At 73.0% G+C, this 14,457-nt stretch carries 14 protein-coding genes; 9 read left to right on the top strand and 5 right to left on the bottom strand.

Features of this window, described 5'->3' with window-relative positions; all coding sequences use genetic code 11:
- The first annotated feature begins 11 nt into the window (after window positions 1–11).
- Window positions 12–665: a hypothetical protein gene (locus ACQEVI_RS15695; RefSeq protein ID WP_432900429.1), complete on the top strand. Its 654-nt coding sequence runs from the start codon at window positions 12–14 to the stop codon at window positions 663–665.
- Window positions 662–1,318 carry an OmpA family protein gene (locus ACQEVI_RS15700; protein ID WP_432900430.1) on the top strand — a complete coding sequence of 219 codons (657 nt, stop codon included), beginning with the start codon at window positions 662–664 and terminating at the stop codon, window positions 1,316–1,318. The genes ACQEVI_RS15695 and ACQEVI_RS15700 overlap by 4 nt, the downstream gene beginning before the upstream one ends.
- A gap of 54 nt (window positions 1,319–1,372) precedes the next feature.
- Here ACQEVI_RS15700 and ACQEVI_RS15705 read toward each other — a convergent pair whose 3' ends face one another.
- A complete protein-coding gene (locus tag ACQEVI_RS15705; protein ID WP_432900432.1) occupies window positions 1,373–2,149 on the bottom strand; it encodes an IclR family transcriptional regulator in 777 nt (258 codons plus the stop codon).
- 69 nt (window positions 2,150–2,218) lie between these two features.
- On the opposite strand from ACQEVI_RS15705, the gene ACQEVI_RS15710 reads away from it, so the two are divergent.
- From ACQEVI_RS15710 to guaA, 4 genes are all read left to right on the top strand, one after another.
- Window positions 2,219–3,253: a 2-dehydro-3-deoxygalactonokinase gene (locus tag ACQEVI_RS15710; RefSeq protein WP_432900434.1), complete on the top strand. Its 1,035-nt coding sequence runs from the start codon at window positions 2,219–2,221 to the stop codon at window positions 3,251–3,253.
- Window positions 3,250–3,858 carry a 2-dehydro-3-deoxy-6-phosphogalactonate aldolase gene (locus ACQEVI_RS15715; protein WP_432900435.1) on the top strand — a complete coding sequence of 203 codons (609 nt, stop codon included), beginning with the start codon at window positions 3,250–3,252 and terminating at the stop codon, window positions 3,856–3,858. Before ACQEVI_RS15710 ends, ACQEVI_RS15715 begins: the two co-directional genes overlap by 4 nt.
- 10 nt (window positions 3,859–3,868) lie before the next feature.
- The gene (dgoD, locus tag ACQEVI_RS15720; protein WP_432900437.1) at window positions 3,869–5,017 is read left to right on the top strand and encodes a galactonate dehydratase; all 1,149 of its coding nucleotides are present in this window, start codon (window positions 3,869–3,871) and stop codon (window positions 5,015–5,017) included.
- 99 nt (window positions 5,018–5,116) lie between these two features.
- Window positions 5,117–6,709 carry a glutamine-hydrolyzing GMP synthase gene (gene guaA / locus ACQEVI_RS15725; RefSeq protein ID WP_432900438.1) on the top strand — a complete coding sequence of 531 codons (1,593 nt, stop codon included), beginning with the start codon at window positions 5,117–5,119 and terminating at the stop codon, window positions 6,707–6,709.
- An 82-nt stretch (window positions 6,710–6,791) separates the two neighbouring features.
- Here the strand turns inward: guaA and ACQEVI_RS15730 are convergent, their stop codons facing one another.
- The 4 genes from ACQEVI_RS15730 to ACQEVI_RS15745 all read right to left on the bottom strand — a co-directional run bounded on the left by ACQEVI_RS15730 (window position 6,792) and on the right by ACQEVI_RS15745 (window position 11,167).
- Window positions 6,792–7,418 (bottom strand): prepilin peptidase, encoded by a 627-nt coding sequence (locus ACQEVI_RS15730; protein WP_432900440.1) that lies wholly within the window; start codon window positions 7,416–7,418, stop codon window positions 6,792–6,794.
- A gap of 185 nt (window positions 7,419–7,603) precedes the next feature.
- Window positions 7,604–8,779 carry a glycosyltransferase family 4 protein gene (locus tag ACQEVI_RS15735; protein ID WP_432900441.1) on the bottom strand — a complete coding sequence of 392 codons (1,176 nt, stop codon included), beginning with the start codon at window positions 8,777–8,779 and terminating at the stop codon, window positions 7,604–7,606.
- A gap of 121 nt (window positions 8,780–8,900) precedes the next feature.
- Window positions 8,901–9,536, bottom strand: coding sequence for a hypothetical protein (locus tag ACQEVI_RS15740; protein ID WP_432900442.1), 636 nt, complete (start codon window positions 9,534–9,536; stop codon window positions 8,901–8,903).
- Between the two features lie 11 nt (window positions 9,537–9,547).
- Window positions 9,548–11,167 carry a PspC domain-containing protein gene (locus ACQEVI_RS15745; protein ID WP_432900444.1) on the bottom strand — a complete coding sequence of 540 codons (1,620 nt, stop codon included), beginning with the start codon at window positions 11,165–11,167 and terminating at the stop codon, window positions 9,548–9,550.
- A 135-nt stretch (window positions 11,168–11,302) separates the two neighbouring features.
- Here ACQEVI_RS15745 and ACQEVI_RS15750 point away from each other — a divergent pair, with 135 nt between their 5' ends.
- The 3 genes from ACQEVI_RS15750 to ACQEVI_RS15760 all read left to right on the top strand — a co-directional run bounded on the left by ACQEVI_RS15750 (window position 11,303) and on the right by ACQEVI_RS15760 (window position 14,424).
- Entirely contained in the window at window positions 11,303–12,712 is a 1,410-nt protein-coding gene (locus ACQEVI_RS15750; RefSeq protein WP_432900446.1) for an ATP-binding protein, read from the top strand.
- The gene (locus tag ACQEVI_RS15755) at window positions 12,709–13,404 is read left to right on the top strand and encodes a response regulator transcription factor (protein ID WP_357443862.1); all 696 of its coding nucleotides are present in this window, start codon (window positions 12,709–12,711) and stop codon (window positions 13,402–13,404) included. The genes ACQEVI_RS15750 and ACQEVI_RS15755 overlap by 4 nt, the downstream gene beginning before the upstream one ends.
- Before the next feature lie 264 nt (window positions 13,405–13,668).
- Entirely contained in the window at window positions 13,669–14,424 is a 756-nt protein-coding gene (locus tag ACQEVI_RS15760; RefSeq protein WP_432900449.1) for a hypothetical protein, read from the top strand.
- Window positions 14,425–14,457: the final 33 nt, after the last annotated feature.

Consider the following 14,457-nt stretch of genomic DNA (forward strand, 5'->3'; position numbering starts at 1 on the left):
GAGGGAGCAGCATGAGGCGAACGTCGGGTCGAGTTGTCGCACTGGTCGTGGCGGGAATGCTCGCGCTGAGCGCCTGCACCGGTGAGCCGGGGGACGAGACGGCCGGGAACGACACCGCAGCGGGTGACGCGGCAGGTGGCGATGCGGGCAGCGACGCGACGGAAGCCATCGGGTCGGCCCGCACCGTCACCGGGTCCATGGCCGAGACGACGTCGGACACCCCCGGCGACGCGGAGGCCGGTGGCACGGTGACGCTCGTGCTGCGGTCCGTCGAGGTGTCCGAGCAGACCATGACGGTCCGGTGGGCCACCCGCTGGGACGACGACGACGCGACCGAGCCCGACGCCGCCGTCTCCTACTACGACCTGGGCCTCGGCGCGGCGGCGACCGTGATCGACGCCACCAACCTCAAGGCCTACCGACCGTTCTGCACGGAGGGCTCGTGGCAGGGCGGCGGTGTGGCGGAAGCCAACGAGTGCAAGTCCTCCATGCTCACCTCGGTGCGCGACCAGGTCTTCACCAAGTTCCCCAACCACGGCACGGTCGAGGGATGGGCGGTCTTCCCCGCCCCGGAGGGCAAGCCGGCCACCGTGGACGTGATCCCGGTCGAGGGCCTCGCGGGGTTCACCCAGGCCGAGGTGACCTACCTGGACGGTGACTCGTGACGCTCGCGTCCCGAGTGCTGGTCGTGGCGCTCGCGGCCGGCCTGGTGGCCGGTGCGGACGGATCTGCACCGCCCTCGCCGGACCCGACCCTCATGGCGGAGGTCGCCGAGCAGCAGCAGGCCGCCCTGGAGGCGCTGGATTCGGTGACGCTCAGCGACGCCCAGCGGGCCGACGCCACGTTCGACCTGCGGCCGGACGACGCCGTGCGGGACCTGGTCGCTGCGGACGCCACGTTCGACCTGCGGCCCGAGGACTCCACCACCCCGCTGGAGACGGTGATCGAGGAGGGCGAGGAGACCACGGTGCGCCTGACCTCCGACCTGCTCTTCCAGTTCGGCAAGCACGAGGTCACGAAGAACGCCGCTGCCGCCGTGCGCGACCTGCTCGACGACATCCCCGAGGGCGCGAAGGTCACCGTCGACGGGCACACCGACTCGATCGGCGACGACGCGTCCAACGACAGGCTCTCCCAGCGGCGGGCTGACGCCGTCGCGGGCATTCTCCGGGAGGCCCGGCCGGACCTGCGGCTGACGGTGAAGGGCCACGGCGAGCAGCAGCCGATCGCGGAGAACGAGATCGAGGGGAAGGACAACCCTGCGGGCCGGGCCAAGAACCGACGGGTCGAGGTCGGCTACGACCGACCTGCGGACTGACCCGTCCGTGCCGCCGCCCGGCGCCGCGCCGTGCGGCACCCGGCGCGGGAGTTCTCAGCCCCGCCAGCCGAGGCCCGCCGAGATCCGGGCCGCGGCGTCGTGCACGATGGGCGCGAGCGTCTCGAGGCGTTCCGGCGGCATGTAGGGGCGGGTCGCCGTGACGCTGATGGCCGCGACGATCGAGCCGGACGTGTCCCGCACCGGCGCCGCGACGCAGAGGATGCCTGGTTCGTTCTCCTCCAGGTCGAACGCCACCCCGCGGCCGGCCGAGGCGTGCATGACCTGCACGAACGCGTCGACCGTCAGGACGTCCTGCGCGAGGCCCTGCCCGGCAGTGACCGGCCGCTCCGCGAGGAACCGGTCGCTCCAGCGCTCGGGGCCGTCCAGGAGCAGCGCCTTGCCGATGCCGGTCCGGGTCAACGGCATGCGGTGCCCGATCTGCGAGCGCATGACCGCCCCGCGGGTGCCGGGGATCTTGTCCAGGTAGAGCACCTGTCCCCGGTCCTCGATCGCGAGGTGGACGGTGTCGTGGACCCGCTCGGCCAGTGTGCGCAGCACGGGCGCCGCGATGGAGGTCACCGGGTTCTCCTGCAGCGCCTGGTAGCCGAGCTCGATCAGGGCGGGGCCGAGCGCGTACGCGCCGTCGTCGAGCTGGCGGAGGTATCCCGTCGCGAGGAGCAGCTGCAGCAGGCGATGTGTGGTGCTGCGGCCGACTCCGGTCTCCTCCGCGATCTCGCGCAGCCGGGATCTGCCGCGGGCCACCGCGTTGACGACGGCGATGCCTCGGGCGAGCGTCTGGGTGCCCGGGGGCGCGTCTGATAGGCCGGTCACCAGTTCACGCTATCCCGATAATAGGGACGTGGTTCGCATAGTCGGGACGTTCCTCCTACCGTCCAGAACATGGCTGACGACGGACCGAGGTGCGACGCCGCGCTGGTCGCACTCGACTGGGGCACCACCACGTTCCGCGCCTGGCTCCTTGACGGCACGGGTTCGGTGCTGGACAGCGTCCGGACGGCCGACGGCGCCCTCACGATCTCCGGGCGATCCGCCTCGGCCCGGGCGCGGGCCCTCGCGTTCGAGGACACGTTCCAGCGGCTGTGCCGGTCCTGGCTCGACGGGCACCCCGGGGTGCCCGTGCTGTGCGCGGGGATGGCGGGGTCCAACCACGGCTGGGCCGAGGCGGGCTACCTCGACGTCCCGGCGGAGCTCGGCGAGCTGGCGGAGCACCTGACGGTGGTGCCCGCCGGGGAGTCGGTGGTCCACCTGGTCCCCGGCCTGCGGGTCGACCACCCCGACCCGGACGTCCTGCGGGGCGAGGAGGTACAGCTCGTCGGAGCGCTGGCCGAGGTCGCGGAGGGCCCGGCGACGGTCGTCCTTCCCGGCACGCACTCCAAGTGGGTGCGCCTCGACGGCACCCGCGTCACGGGCTTCACCACCGCGATGACCGGTGAGCTCTACGGCCTGCTGATGCGGGACAGCATCCTCGCGCGGCTCGCGACGGGAGACCCGGGTACCTCGGTCACCGAGGCGTTCACCCGCGGGCTCGATGCCGAGGACGCCCGCGGCGAGGAGCGCGGTCTGGCCGCCCTGCTCTTCACGGCGCGGCCGCTCGCCCTCGCCGGCCGGCTCGACCCCGCCGAGATCGCCGACTACGTCTCCGGCCTGCTGGTCGGCTCCGAGGTGCGGCACATGCTGCGCGGCACCCCGGCCGGCGTCGTCGCGCTCTGCGGGCCACCGGCGACCGAGCACCGCTACCGCTTCGCGCTGGAGCGCGGTGGTGCCACCGTCCGCACCGTCGGGGAGGGCGCCGCGGCCCGCGGACTGTGGGGCATCGCCCTCGATGCGGGCCTTGCCGTACGGCTACCGGGGAAGTCGGCCACCTCGGCGAGCACCCCGCCAGGCGACCCGACAAGGAAGGACCAGCCCGCATGATCTCCCGCCCCACAGGCCTCGTGGCCATCCTGCGCGGGGTGACACCCGACGAGGCCGTCGCCGTGGCCGAGGCGATCTTCGCCGCGGGGTTCGCCGCCGTCGAGGTGCCGTACAACTCCCCGGACCCGCTCGAGTCGATCCGCCGGATCCGGGCCGCGGGCCCGGCAGACCGCCGGGTCGGGGCCGGGACCGTGCTCACCCCGGACGACGTCCGCCGGGCGGCCGACGCCGGTGCCTCCCTCATCGTCTCGCCGAACACCCGGCCCGACGTCGTCGCGGAGACCGTCCGGTTGGGCCTCGAGAGCTACCCCGGGGCGGCGACGCCTACCGAGGCGTTCGCCGCGCTCGATGCGGGGGCGCGTGCCATCAAGCTCTTCCCCAGCTCGGCGGTCGGCATCGACGGCATGCGCGCCTGGGCGAGCGTCCTGCCGGCAGGCACCGCGCTCGTGCCCGTCGGCGGCGTCGATGCCGGGAACCTCGCGGACTGGGCGCACGCGGGCGCTGCGGGCGCGGGCATCGGCACGTCCCTCTACCGCCCGGGCGATCCGCCGGACGTCGTCGGCACGCGGGCCGCCGAGCTCGTCCGGATCTGGAACGACAACTGAGAGGCCTGCCGTGAAGATCACGTCGATGACGACCTATGCCGTCCCGCCCCGCTGGCTCTTCCTCAAGATCGAGACCGACGAAGGCGTGGTGGGCTGGGGCGAACCGGTGCTGGAGGGGCGTGCAGCGAGCGTCGCGGCCGCCGTCGAGGAGCTGTCCGACTACCTGATCGGCCAGGACCCCCGACGGATCGAGGAGCACTGGACGGTCCTGTACCGCTCCGGGTTCTATCGAGGCGGCGGCATCCACATGAGTGCGCTGGCCGGGATCGACCAGGCACTCTGGGACATCAAGGGCAAGGCGCTCGGCGTCCCGGTGCACGACCTGCTCGGTGGCCGGCTCCGTGACCGCATCAAGGTCTACTCCTGGATCGGCGGCGACCGGCCCGCCGAGACGGCGGCCCAGGCCAAGGCCGCCGTCGAGCGCGGCTTCTCGGCGATCAAGATGAACGGCCCCGAGGAGCTGCAGTACCTCGACTCACGCGACAAGGTGGAGAAGGTGGTCGCCAACGTCGCGGCGGTGCGGGAGGCCGTCGGCCCGGACATCGGCATCGGCGTCGACTTCCACGGCCGGGTGCACCGCCCCATGGCCCGCGTGCTGCTCGACGCGCTGGCGCCCTATCACCTGATGTTCGTCGAGGAACCGGTGCTCACGGAGCACGTTGACGGGATCGCCGACGTGCTGCGCAACTCGGCCACGCCGATCGCGCTCGGTGAGCGGCTGTACTCCCGGTGGGACTTCAAGGACGTCATCACCTCTGGGGTGGTCGACATCATCCAGCCGGACCTCTCGCACGCCGGTGGCATCACCGAGGTCCGCAAGATCGCGGCCATGGCCGAGGCGTACGACATCGCCGTCGCCCCGCACTGCCCGCTCGGCCCGATCGCGCTCGCGGCCTGCCTCCAGCTCGACGCCGTCGCCTACAACGCGGTGATCCAGGAGCAGAGCCTCGGCATCCACTACAACACCTCGAACGACCTGCTGGACTACCTGGTCGACCCGGCGGTCTTCGCGTACGAGGCAGGCTCCGTGGCGATCCCGCAGGGCCCGGGCCTCGGGATCGAGGTGGACGAGGACTACGTGCGCGAGCGCGCGGTGGAGGGCCACCGCTGGCGCAACCCCGTCTGGCGGCACGCCGACGGCTCGTTCGCGGAGTGGTGAGCGCCGCGCGCGAGGGACCGTCGTCGGGCCGACGGCGGGGTGCGGGACGTTACACGGACGTGGAGCGCCCGCCCGCCGTCCGGCATCTAGACTTGCCGGGTGTCGTCCACCGCCCCTGACAGCCAGCCACAGACCCCCCGCCCGGTCATCGTCGTCGACTTCGGCGCGCAGTACGCCCAGCTGATCGCGCGCCGGGTGCGCGAGGCGAAGGTGTACTCGGAGATCGTGCCCCACACGTTCACGGTCGAGCAGATGCTCGCCAAGGACCCGGCGGCCATCATCCTGTCCGGCGGGCCCTCGTCCGTGTACGCGGCAGGCGCCCCGTTCGTCGACCCCAAGCTGTTCGAGGCCGGCGTCCCGGTCATGGGCATCTGCTACGGGTTCCAGGCCATGGCGCAGGCGCTCGGCGGCGAGGTCGCCCAGACCGGCCTGAGCGAGTTCGGCGGTACCGAGGTCGAGGTGTGCTCCTCCGGCGTGCTGCTCGCCGGCACCCCCGAGCACCAGACCGCGTGGATGAGCCACGGCGACGCCGTGCACAAGGCCCCCGTCGGGTTCGAGGTGCTCGCGACGTCGGTCGGCGCGCCCGTCGCCGCGTTCGAGGACACGCGCCGCCGTCTCTACGGCGTGCAGTGGCACCCCGAGGTGAAGCACTCCGCGCACGGCCAGACGGTCCTGGAGCACTTCCTCTACGAGGGCGCCGGGCTGAAGCCCGACTGGACACCCGGCAACGTCATCGCCGACCAGGTCGCCGCCATCAAGGCGCAGATCGGCGACGCCCGCGTCATCTGCGCGCTGTCCGGCGGTGTCGACTCCGCCGTCGCCGCCGCGCTCGTGCAGCGGGCCGTCGGAGACCAGCTGACCTGCGTGCACGTGGACCACGGCCTCATGCGGGCCGGCGAGGTCGAGCAGATCGAGGACGACTTCGTCGCCTCGACCGGCGTCCGCCTCATCGTCCGCGACGAGAAGGAGCGCTTCCTGACGGCGCTCGCGGGCGTCAGCGACCCGGAGACCAAGCGCAAGATCATCGGCCGCGAGTTCATCCGCGTCTTCGAGGACGCGCAGCGGGACATCGTCGCCGAGGCCGGCGAGCACGGCGAGGATGTGAAGTTCCTGGTGCAGGGCACCCTGTACCCGGACGTCGTGGAGTCGGGTGGCGGTGAGGGCGCCGCCAACATCAAGAGCCACCACAACGTGGGCGGCCTGCCCGACGACCTGGACTTCGACCTCGTCGAGCCGCTGCGCACCCTGTTCAAGGACGAGGTCCGCGCGGTGGGCCGCGAGCTCGGCGTGCCCGAGGAGATCGTCTCGCGCCAGCCGTTCCCCGGTCCCGGGCTGGGCATCCGCATCGTCGGCGAGATCACCGCCGAGCGCCTGGAGATCCTGCGCCGTGCCGACGCGATCGCCCGCGAGGAGCTGACGAAGGCCGGCCTGGACAACGAGATCTGGCAGTGCCCGGTCGTGCTGCTCGCCGACGTCCGCTCGGTGGGCGTCCAGGGCGACGGCCGCACCTACGGTCACCCGATCGTGCTGCGCCCGGTCTCGTCCGAGGACGCGATGACGGCGGACTGGACCCGCCTGCCGTACGACGTGCTGTCGACCATCTCGACGCGCATCACCAACGAGGTCCGCGAGGTCAACCGCGTGGTCCTGGACGTGACGAGCAAGCCCCCGGGCACCATCGAGTGGGAGTAGCGCTCACGCGCATCGAGAACGGGGTTGTGTACCGCTGAGCCATCAGGCGGTACACAACCCCGTTCTCGTTCGCGCCATCTGCCTACCAGCCGGTGAGGCGGGCCCACGTCAGCCCGAGCATGGCTCCGAGCAGCATGTACGGCCCGAAGGCGATGCCGGTCTTCCAGCCCGCGCGCCGCCCCAGGAGCAGGACTATCGCGACCACACCGGCCAGGAGGTGCGCGGCGAAGACGCCGACCAGGAGCGTGGTCCACGAGTGCCACGTGAGGACCGCGCCGAGGCTCATGGCGAGTTTGACGTCGCCGTACCCGATGCCCCCGCGCGGCGCGACGAGGTAGAGCACGTGATAGACGGCGAAGAACGCCAGGCCGCCCAGTGCCGCCCGCCCTAGCGAACCCCAGTCGCCGGTGCCGAGCGCGGCGAGGGCGAGCAGCGCCGCCGTCGCCCAGGTCAGGGGGAACACCAGCGCGTTCGGCAGCCGGTGGGTGTGCGCGTCGATGACGCCGAGCGCCGCGCCCGCGACGGCAAGCACGAGATACGCCGGGGTGAGCCAGCCGGGGCCGCTCGCCCAGAGAGCCCAGGCCACGGCCGGCACGGCGGCCACCGTGATGGCCCGCGGGTACGGCGTCACCTCGGCCCGGGCCCGCCGGTACAGCCGGACGGCGAAGGGCGCGGCAGGGCTGGTCGCGGCAGGTTCGGTGTGACTCACCGGGCGAGGCTATCGGCGCCCGTCCCAGCCTGCACCACCTCGGACGACTGCAGACCTGGCCGTGGGTGCCGCAGCCGACTGCAGACCTGGTTGCGGTTACGGACCCTCAGACCGCAACCAGGTCTGCAGTCGGCTGCTGGGTCGCCAGCTAAGTCTGCAGTCGGCACCGCAGGCCGCGTGGCGGGTCACGCCCGCGTGAGCGCCGCGGCCTCCTTGTACGCCCGCTCCGTCGCGGCCAGCACCTCCGGCCAGGCCACACCGGACGGCGGGGTCGCCGCCCGCGCCAGCAGCCCGTCGAGCAGGTCCGGTTCGGTCGCGAGCCGCACGAGCGCGGCGGTGAGCGCCGCGTCGTCGGGCACGACGAGGCCCGTGGCGCCGTCGACCACCCGCTCGGCCACGCCGGAACCCGCGCGGGTGACCACCGTCAGCCCCGCGGCCTGCGCCTCCAGCGCGGCCAGCCCGAACGCCTCGGCGACGGCGGGCGCGGCGAAGACGTCGGCACGCGCGTAGAGCCGCTTGAGCTCGGTGCCGGTGAGCCGCCCGGGCAGGGAGACGACGTCGCGCAGCCCGTGCTCCGCGACGAACCGCCGCGCCGTCGTGCGTTCCGGGCCGTCACCGGCGAGCGTCACGAACAGTGCGTCCGCGGGGAGCCGGGACGCGGCGTCGGCGACGGCGGTGAGCAGCGGCAGCATCCGCTTGCGCGGCGCGAACCGCGCCGCGGACACCACGTGCACCGCCGAGCCCTCGGGCCGGGCGGCGCGTTCCGTGCGCGGCACCCGCCAGGCGTCCAGGTCGAGGCCGTTGGGCAGGATCGCGACGTCGGCCACGCCGGCTCCGGCTCCAGCACCCGGGCCCACGAGCCGCCGCAGCGGCTCCGCCGTCAGCTCGCTCACCGCCGACCAGCGCACGGGCAGACGCGACCAGCGGGCTACGGCGTCGGCCGCGGCGAACAGGCGCCAGGCCGCGCCCCACACGCTGTGCACGGTCAGCACGGCGGGCAGCCCCAGCCGGGTCACGGGCCCCAGCGCGGCCTGCGCGGTGGGGGCGAGGACACCCATGTGCAGGTGCACGACGTCGGGCCGCTCGTTCCGCGCGATCGCCGCCCGGAGGCGGGCCGCCACGTGGGCGGTGGAGCGGGGGTGGACGGGCCAGCCGCCCGGTACGCGAGCGGCGATGCGGTGCACGGTGACGCCGTCCCGGACGGCGGTGCTCACTCCGTGCGCACCGGGGGTGGCGGGGGTGGTGGTGATGACCTCCACCTCGTGACCGGCCGCCGCCTGCTGGCCGGCGAGGCGGCTCACCTGGGCCTCGATCCCGCCGAGCAGCGGAAGGTAGGTGTCCGACACGTGGGTGATACGCACGCTGGTCATCCTCGCACCGAAGGCCTTGTGGGGTCTGGCGAAGTAGAGCGCCTGTCCGGGTCTCCCCGTGTCGCCAGGGAGACTCGGACAGGCGCTCTACTTCGCCAGACCTCGCAGGAGCTCAGCGTCTGCGGATGCTCGAGACCACCGATCCGACGACGAGGATCACGCCCGCCGCACCCAGCAGCAGGATCAGGGCGACGCCCACGTCGAACATCACACCCGCGGAGACCGCGAGGATGCCGAGGCCGACGGCGATCACTATCAGCCCCCACACCGCCGTCCCGACGCGCGGTCCGCGCTTCGTGGCGGCCTGGGCCGGCTCCGCCTGGGCGGGCCGCGCCTGCTGAACCGGCTGCGTCTGGGCGGGGGCGGACGCCGGAGCGGTCGCCCCGGGCGTGGCCGGCACCTCGGGCGCCGGGTCACGCAGCGTGGCGAGCGGGTCGGAGTCGTCGCGCACCGGGGCGTCCTGGACGGCGGTGGCCGCCCCTTCCTGCTCCTGTGCCCGTGCCGCGGCGATGCCGTAGGCCGGGTGCACCTCACCCTCGGGCGCGGGACCGTCGGGCGCGGGGCCCTCGGGCAGCCGCTGGGTGGCCTGGGCGATCTCCTGCGTCGGCGGGGTCTCCGCCGCGGGCAGCACCTCGGTGGTGCCCGGGTCCTGCGGGTCCTTGTTGTCCATGGTTTCGCTCGTGTCCTGGCCCTCGGGCCGGCTCGGGTTCTTGCTCGGGTTCTCGTGGTCGCGCGTGTGCTCGGTCATGGTGTGCTCCCTCACTTGATCTCGCTCACGATGACTTCGCCGGCGCCGGCCTCGATGTCGAGGGTCAGCACCGCGCCGTCCTCTCCCACCTCGTCGCTGGCGAAGTAGGTGTTCGATCCGACGCCGCTCGCGGCCCGGTCGTGCTCGTCCACGTTCCACTGGACGTGCCCGGCGGCGACGTAGGCGTTCGCGTCCACCGCGATGTCCGTGGGCACGTTCACGACGGTCTGGCCTGCGCCGAGCTGGATCGGCACGACCACCGGGTCGCCCGGCTCGACGTCGGACAGGTCGAGCTCGGTGAGGTCGATGACGGGGTCGCCCCACTGGACGTAGAAGCCGTTCTCCGCCTCCCGCACGGTCTGCACCATGATGGTGCCCTCCGTGATGGTGGCCGCGTCCGGGTTGTTGGACCCCGACACGTAGCCCTCGATCTCACGGCTGCTCGTCATGGCGTCGTCCACCCAGCGCGGGCCCACGGCGTCGGCGACCGCCACGTAGGCGCTGCCGAACAGCATGGCGACGATGGCGAAGAACCCGAGCACACCGCTGGTGCGGCCGCGCATGGCCGAGACGAGGATCGCGACGCCGAGCGTCACGGTCCCGAGGCCCAGCCAGACGGAGCCGAGCTCGCCGATGCCGTCGGGCAGGCCGGAGGCGTTCATCCGCTGGAGGCCCAGGAGCAGGGCCCCGGCCAGCAGGATCACTCCCATCGTGACCCCGACGGTGGTGCCGCCCGGGCCGCGGTGCACGCGGGGCGCAGGCGGTGTGTAGGCGGGCTGCGGCGGGATCACCTGGGTCGGGTTCGACCGGTAGGGCGCCTGCGTCTGTCGGTAGGGCGCAGGGCCGGAGCCGGTCGCGTAGACCAGACCGTCCGGCCGGCGGTACTCGACCGGCGGTGCGGGTGTGAACTGGGCGGACGCGCCGGGCTCGCCGGGACGCTGCGGGGCGGAACCGAGAGGCGCACCCGGAGCCTGCGGGCCAGGAGTGCCCGGGGTGGGCACACCAGGGTTCCCCGGGACCGCGCCGGTACGGAGGGCGGTGTTGTCCCTGCGCCGCTGCACGCCCTGCACGATCAGGTAGAACACCACACCGAGGACGGCCAGCCAGAAGAAGAAGGCGAGCCACTCCCAACCGCTGTCGTCCCACCAGCCGGACGGTCCGCCCCAGGCGAAGCCCGTGAGGAACACGGCCACCGAGCCGAGCATCGCGACGTCGAAGTTGCCGCGCGTCGCCTCCTGCAGATGGATGCGGCCGTCGCGTTCGGGCAGCAGCGCCCAGCCGATCCCGTACAGGATGAGGCCGAGTCCGCCGAGGAAGAAGCTCACGACCAGGATGCCGCGGACCAGCAGCGGGTCCCAGCCGATGCGCTCGGCGACGCCGCCCGCGACGCCGCCCACCCAGCGCTGCTCGGAGCGCGGGAAGAGGCCGCGGCGGATGGATGCGAAGAAGCCGGACTCCGGGTAGGGCTTCTGCCCGGGTGCGACAGGTGCAGGATCGACCATCGGGTCGGTCGCTGGATCGACTGCTGGCTCGAAGGCCGGGCCGTCGTGCTCAGTGTCCGGGCCGACCGGCCTGGCGTCGGCCTCCGGCTCAGGCGTGGCGCCCTCTGGACGCGTCTCGTCGGTGCTCATGCCTCAATGCTGCGCGCCCGGCGCCCCGTGCGGCATCGGGACCTGCCCTGAACCAACCCTGGTTAGCCCCGCGCAGGACCCTGAGATCCAGGCTCAGGCGTGTTCAGGGGAGGCCGGACATGTGACGATCGGTGTGTGAACCAGAGACTCACCCTCCGCCGGCCCAGCACCGCGGGCCCTGGATACAGCGGCCGCTGGGTGGCCGGCGTCGCCGCAGGCCTGGCGGCGCACACGGGCGTACCCGTGTGGCTGGTCCGGCTCGCGTTCCTGATCCTCGTCTGGTTCGCCGGGGCCGGAGTGGTGGCCTACGTCTTCTGGTGGGTCACCGTTCCCGCAGGTGTCCCGGCAGTGGCCACCGGCACCGTGCCGACAGAACGCCGTCGGCTCGCGCCGCGGCTGACGACCGACGCGAACGCCGACGCCGGTGCCGCTGACCGGGCGGCGTCCCTCGTCGAGCGTGTGCGCCTCTCCGGCCCGGTGTCGCGGCTCGCGGTCCGGGACATCTGGATCGGCGTGGTCCTGCTGTCCAGCGCCGCGCTCCTGATCGCGCTCCGCGCCGACTGGGACCCGGTCGCATCGTGGGTGCTGCCCGCGCTCATCGGGCTCGGCGGCGTCGCCCTGGCCTGGAGTCAGGTCGACGTGACGGAGCGGGATCGCTGGGTAGGCGGCTCGGGCAGGGGCCTCCGGTCGCGGACGGCGCTGCTGCGGCTCGCCGGCGGCGTCGTGCTGACCATGCTCGGCGTCCTCATGCTGGTGGGGCAGGACACCCCGGTGAGCGTGCTGATGCAGGTCGCCATCGCCTCGGTGGCCATGGTCGCCGGTATCGCACTCGTCTCGCTGCCCTGGTGGTTCCGGCTCGTGCGCCAGCTCGGTGACGAGCGCGCCGCCCACGCCCGGGAGGCCGAGCGCGCCGACATCGCCGCCCACCTGCACGACTCGGTGCTCCAGACCCTGGCCCTGATCCGCGCCCAGGCCGCGGACCCGGAGGCGGTGTCCCGCATGGCTCGCGCGCAGGAGCGTGAGCTGCGCGGTTGGCTGTACGACGACCGGCAGGAGCCCGGCACCTCGGTGGCGGCCGAGCTGAAGGAGCTGGTCGCCGAGATCGAGGACGCCGTCGCGCCGCTCACCGTGGAGACCGTGGTGGTGGGCGACTGCCCGCCCACCGAGTGCACCTCGGCTCTGCTGCAGGCGGCGCGCGAGGCACTGCTCAACGCCTTCAAGCACGGCGCTCCGCCCGTGTCCGTATACCTTGAGGTCACTGACGCCGTGGCGGAGGTGTTCGTCCGCGACCGCGGCGACGGCTTCGACCTCGACGAGATCGCGCAGGACCGGTTCGGCGTCCGGGAGTCGATCCTCGGCAGGGTCCGCCGTCGCGGCGGCACCGCCGAGGTCGTCAGCCGGCCCGGCTGGGGTACCGAGGTGCGGCTGCGGATGCCGCTCGAGAAGCCCGCGAACGGCGACAAGAAGAACGAGAAGAACGGCAGGGCGCGGGCCACGACGGCCCCCAGCGCTGCGCCCACCACTGCGGAAGGTGCGACGAGATGACAACCCAGGCGACGGCGTCGGGCGGCGGGCTGGTGCCGCTCCCGGTGCCCGTGGTGCTCGTGGACGACCACCACCTGTTCCGCACGGGCGTGCGCGCCTCGCTGGACGACCGGGTGACCGTGGTGGGCGAGGCGTTCGACGTCGACTCCGCGGTCGCCAAGGTGCACGAGCACCGGCCGCCCGTCGTGCTGCTCGACGTGCACCTCCCCGGCGGCAACGGCGGTGGCGGTGCCGAGGTGGTGCAGCGCTGCACCGACCTGCTGGCGGAGGGCGTGCGGTTCCTCGCGCTGTCCGTCTCGGACGCGGCCGAGGACGTCGTCTCCGTCATCCGTGCCGGCGCCCGTGGCTACGTCACGAAGAACATCGCGCCGTCGGAGCTCTCGTCGGCGGTGGTGCAGGTGGCAGGCGGGGACGCCGTCTTCTCGCCGCGGCTGGCCGGCTTCGTGCTGGACGCGTTCGGCGCGTCTGCGAACGACATCGCCGTCGCCGACGACGAGCTGGACCGCCTCTCGAAGCGCGAGCAGGAGGTCATGCGCCTCATCGCGCGCGGCTACTCCTACCGGGAGGTCGCGAGCGAGCTGTTCATCTCGATCAAGACGGTGGAGACCCACGTCAGCGCGGTCCTCCGCAAGCTGCAGCTCTCCTCGAGATACGAGCTGACCCGCTGGGCGGTAGCCCGCCGCCTCCTCTGACCCCCCCGTTGAGTGCTGGGTATTTGCCCTCTCGACGGCTTCGAAAGGGCAAATATCCAGCACTCAACGGGGCTGGTCTTCCTGTGAAATCTTGGGGGGATGAAGATGGGCGGAACGCGATCTAGCTGCTAGGTCGCGTTGGTACGCTGCTGTGCCCCAGCGGGGGAGCGTTTGTCGGAGGGGGCTTCGGCGGGGGTGGTTCGCTGCTCGTGCCGAGCTGATGATGGCTGACCCGACCGATTCGAGACGAAGAAACCAACCTCCATGCGGACCAGTCGACTAGTCAGCCTCATGATCGCGCTGGTCGCCGCCATCATCTGGGTGGTGAGCACCTATGCGAACGCATCGAACGCCTGGGACCCCCTGAACTTCGCCCTGCGGATCGCCGCGGGTGCCGTGACGGTCGCCGCCGCGGCCGAGTGGCTGGTGCTGAGTGTCCGCGAGAGCCGGCGGGAGAGGTTCCGCGACGGCCGGACGACGGGCGCCCACGCGGGCGGTCCCCGGAGGAAAGCCCGACGCGGCGCGCCAGCGGATCCCGGTCCGGAGCCGGTGGTGCAGAGTCCCGAGCCCGCGCTGCCCGGCCAGGAGCCGGTCGTGCCGAGCCCCGAGCCGGTCGTGCCGAGCGCCACTGCCGCGGTGCGGCGCAGCGCGGGCTCCGCGACGGTCGCCGACAAGCTCCTGTCGGTGTTCGGCCGCCGCCGCTCGCCGGCCCAGGACCTGGCCGCCGTCGCGGCCGGCGGGGCCGTGCTGGTCGTCGCGTACCTGATGGAGCGCAAGGTCCGGCGGGTGGTGGTGCGCGTCGGCCTGGACGCGGCGTCGGTGGCGTCACTGGAGTCGATGCTGGGTGCGGCGCCGCACCGGGTGTTCGGGACGCAGCCACCCTCCCGAGGGCTGTTCGAGCGGTCCGCGTACACGCAGCTCGAGGGCGCCTCCCGGTCCGGGGCCTGGAGCATCGCGGTCCCGACGGCCGACGTCGGCCTGCTCCGGTACGTCCTAGCGCGAGCGGAAGAGGTGCGCTGAGGCGGGACCACCTGGTTGGTGGTCCCGCCCCGG

The sequence above is a fragment of the Promicromonospora sp. CA-289599 genome (assembly GCF_050936155.1).
Taxonomy (GTDB): Bacteria; Actinomycetota; Actinomycetes; order Actinomycetales; family Cellulomonadaceae; genus Promicromonospora.

Coding starts and splice junctions, on each gene's coding strand:
- ACQEVI_RS15695 (WP_432900429.1), top strand. CDS start 12: ATGAGGCGAACGTCGGGTCGAGTTGTCGCACTGGTCGTGGCGGGAATG.
- ACQEVI_RS15710 (WP_432900434.1), top strand. CDS start 2,219: ATGGCTGACGACGGACCGAGGTGCGACGCCGCGCTGGTCGCACTCGAC.
- ACQEVI_RS15715 (WP_432900435.1), top strand. CDS start 3,250: ATGATCTCCCGCCCCACAGGCCTCGTGGCCATCCTGCGCGGGGTGACA.
- ACQEVI_RS15740 (WP_432900442.1), bottom strand. CDS start 9,536: ATGACCGAGCACACGCGCGACCACGAGAACCCGAGCAAGAACCCGAGC.
- ACQEVI_RS15745 (WP_432900444.1), bottom strand. CDS start 11,167: ATGAGCACCGACGAGACGCGTCCAGAGGGCGCCACGCCTGAGCCGGAG.
- ACQEVI_RS15755 (WP_357443862.1), top strand. CDS start 12,709: ATGACAACCCAGGCGACGGCGTCGGGCGGCGGGCTGGTGCCGCTCCCG.
- ACQEVI_RS15760 (WP_432900449.1), top strand. CDS start 13,669: ATGCGGACCAGTCGACTAGTCAGCCTCATGATCGCGCTGGTCGCCGCC.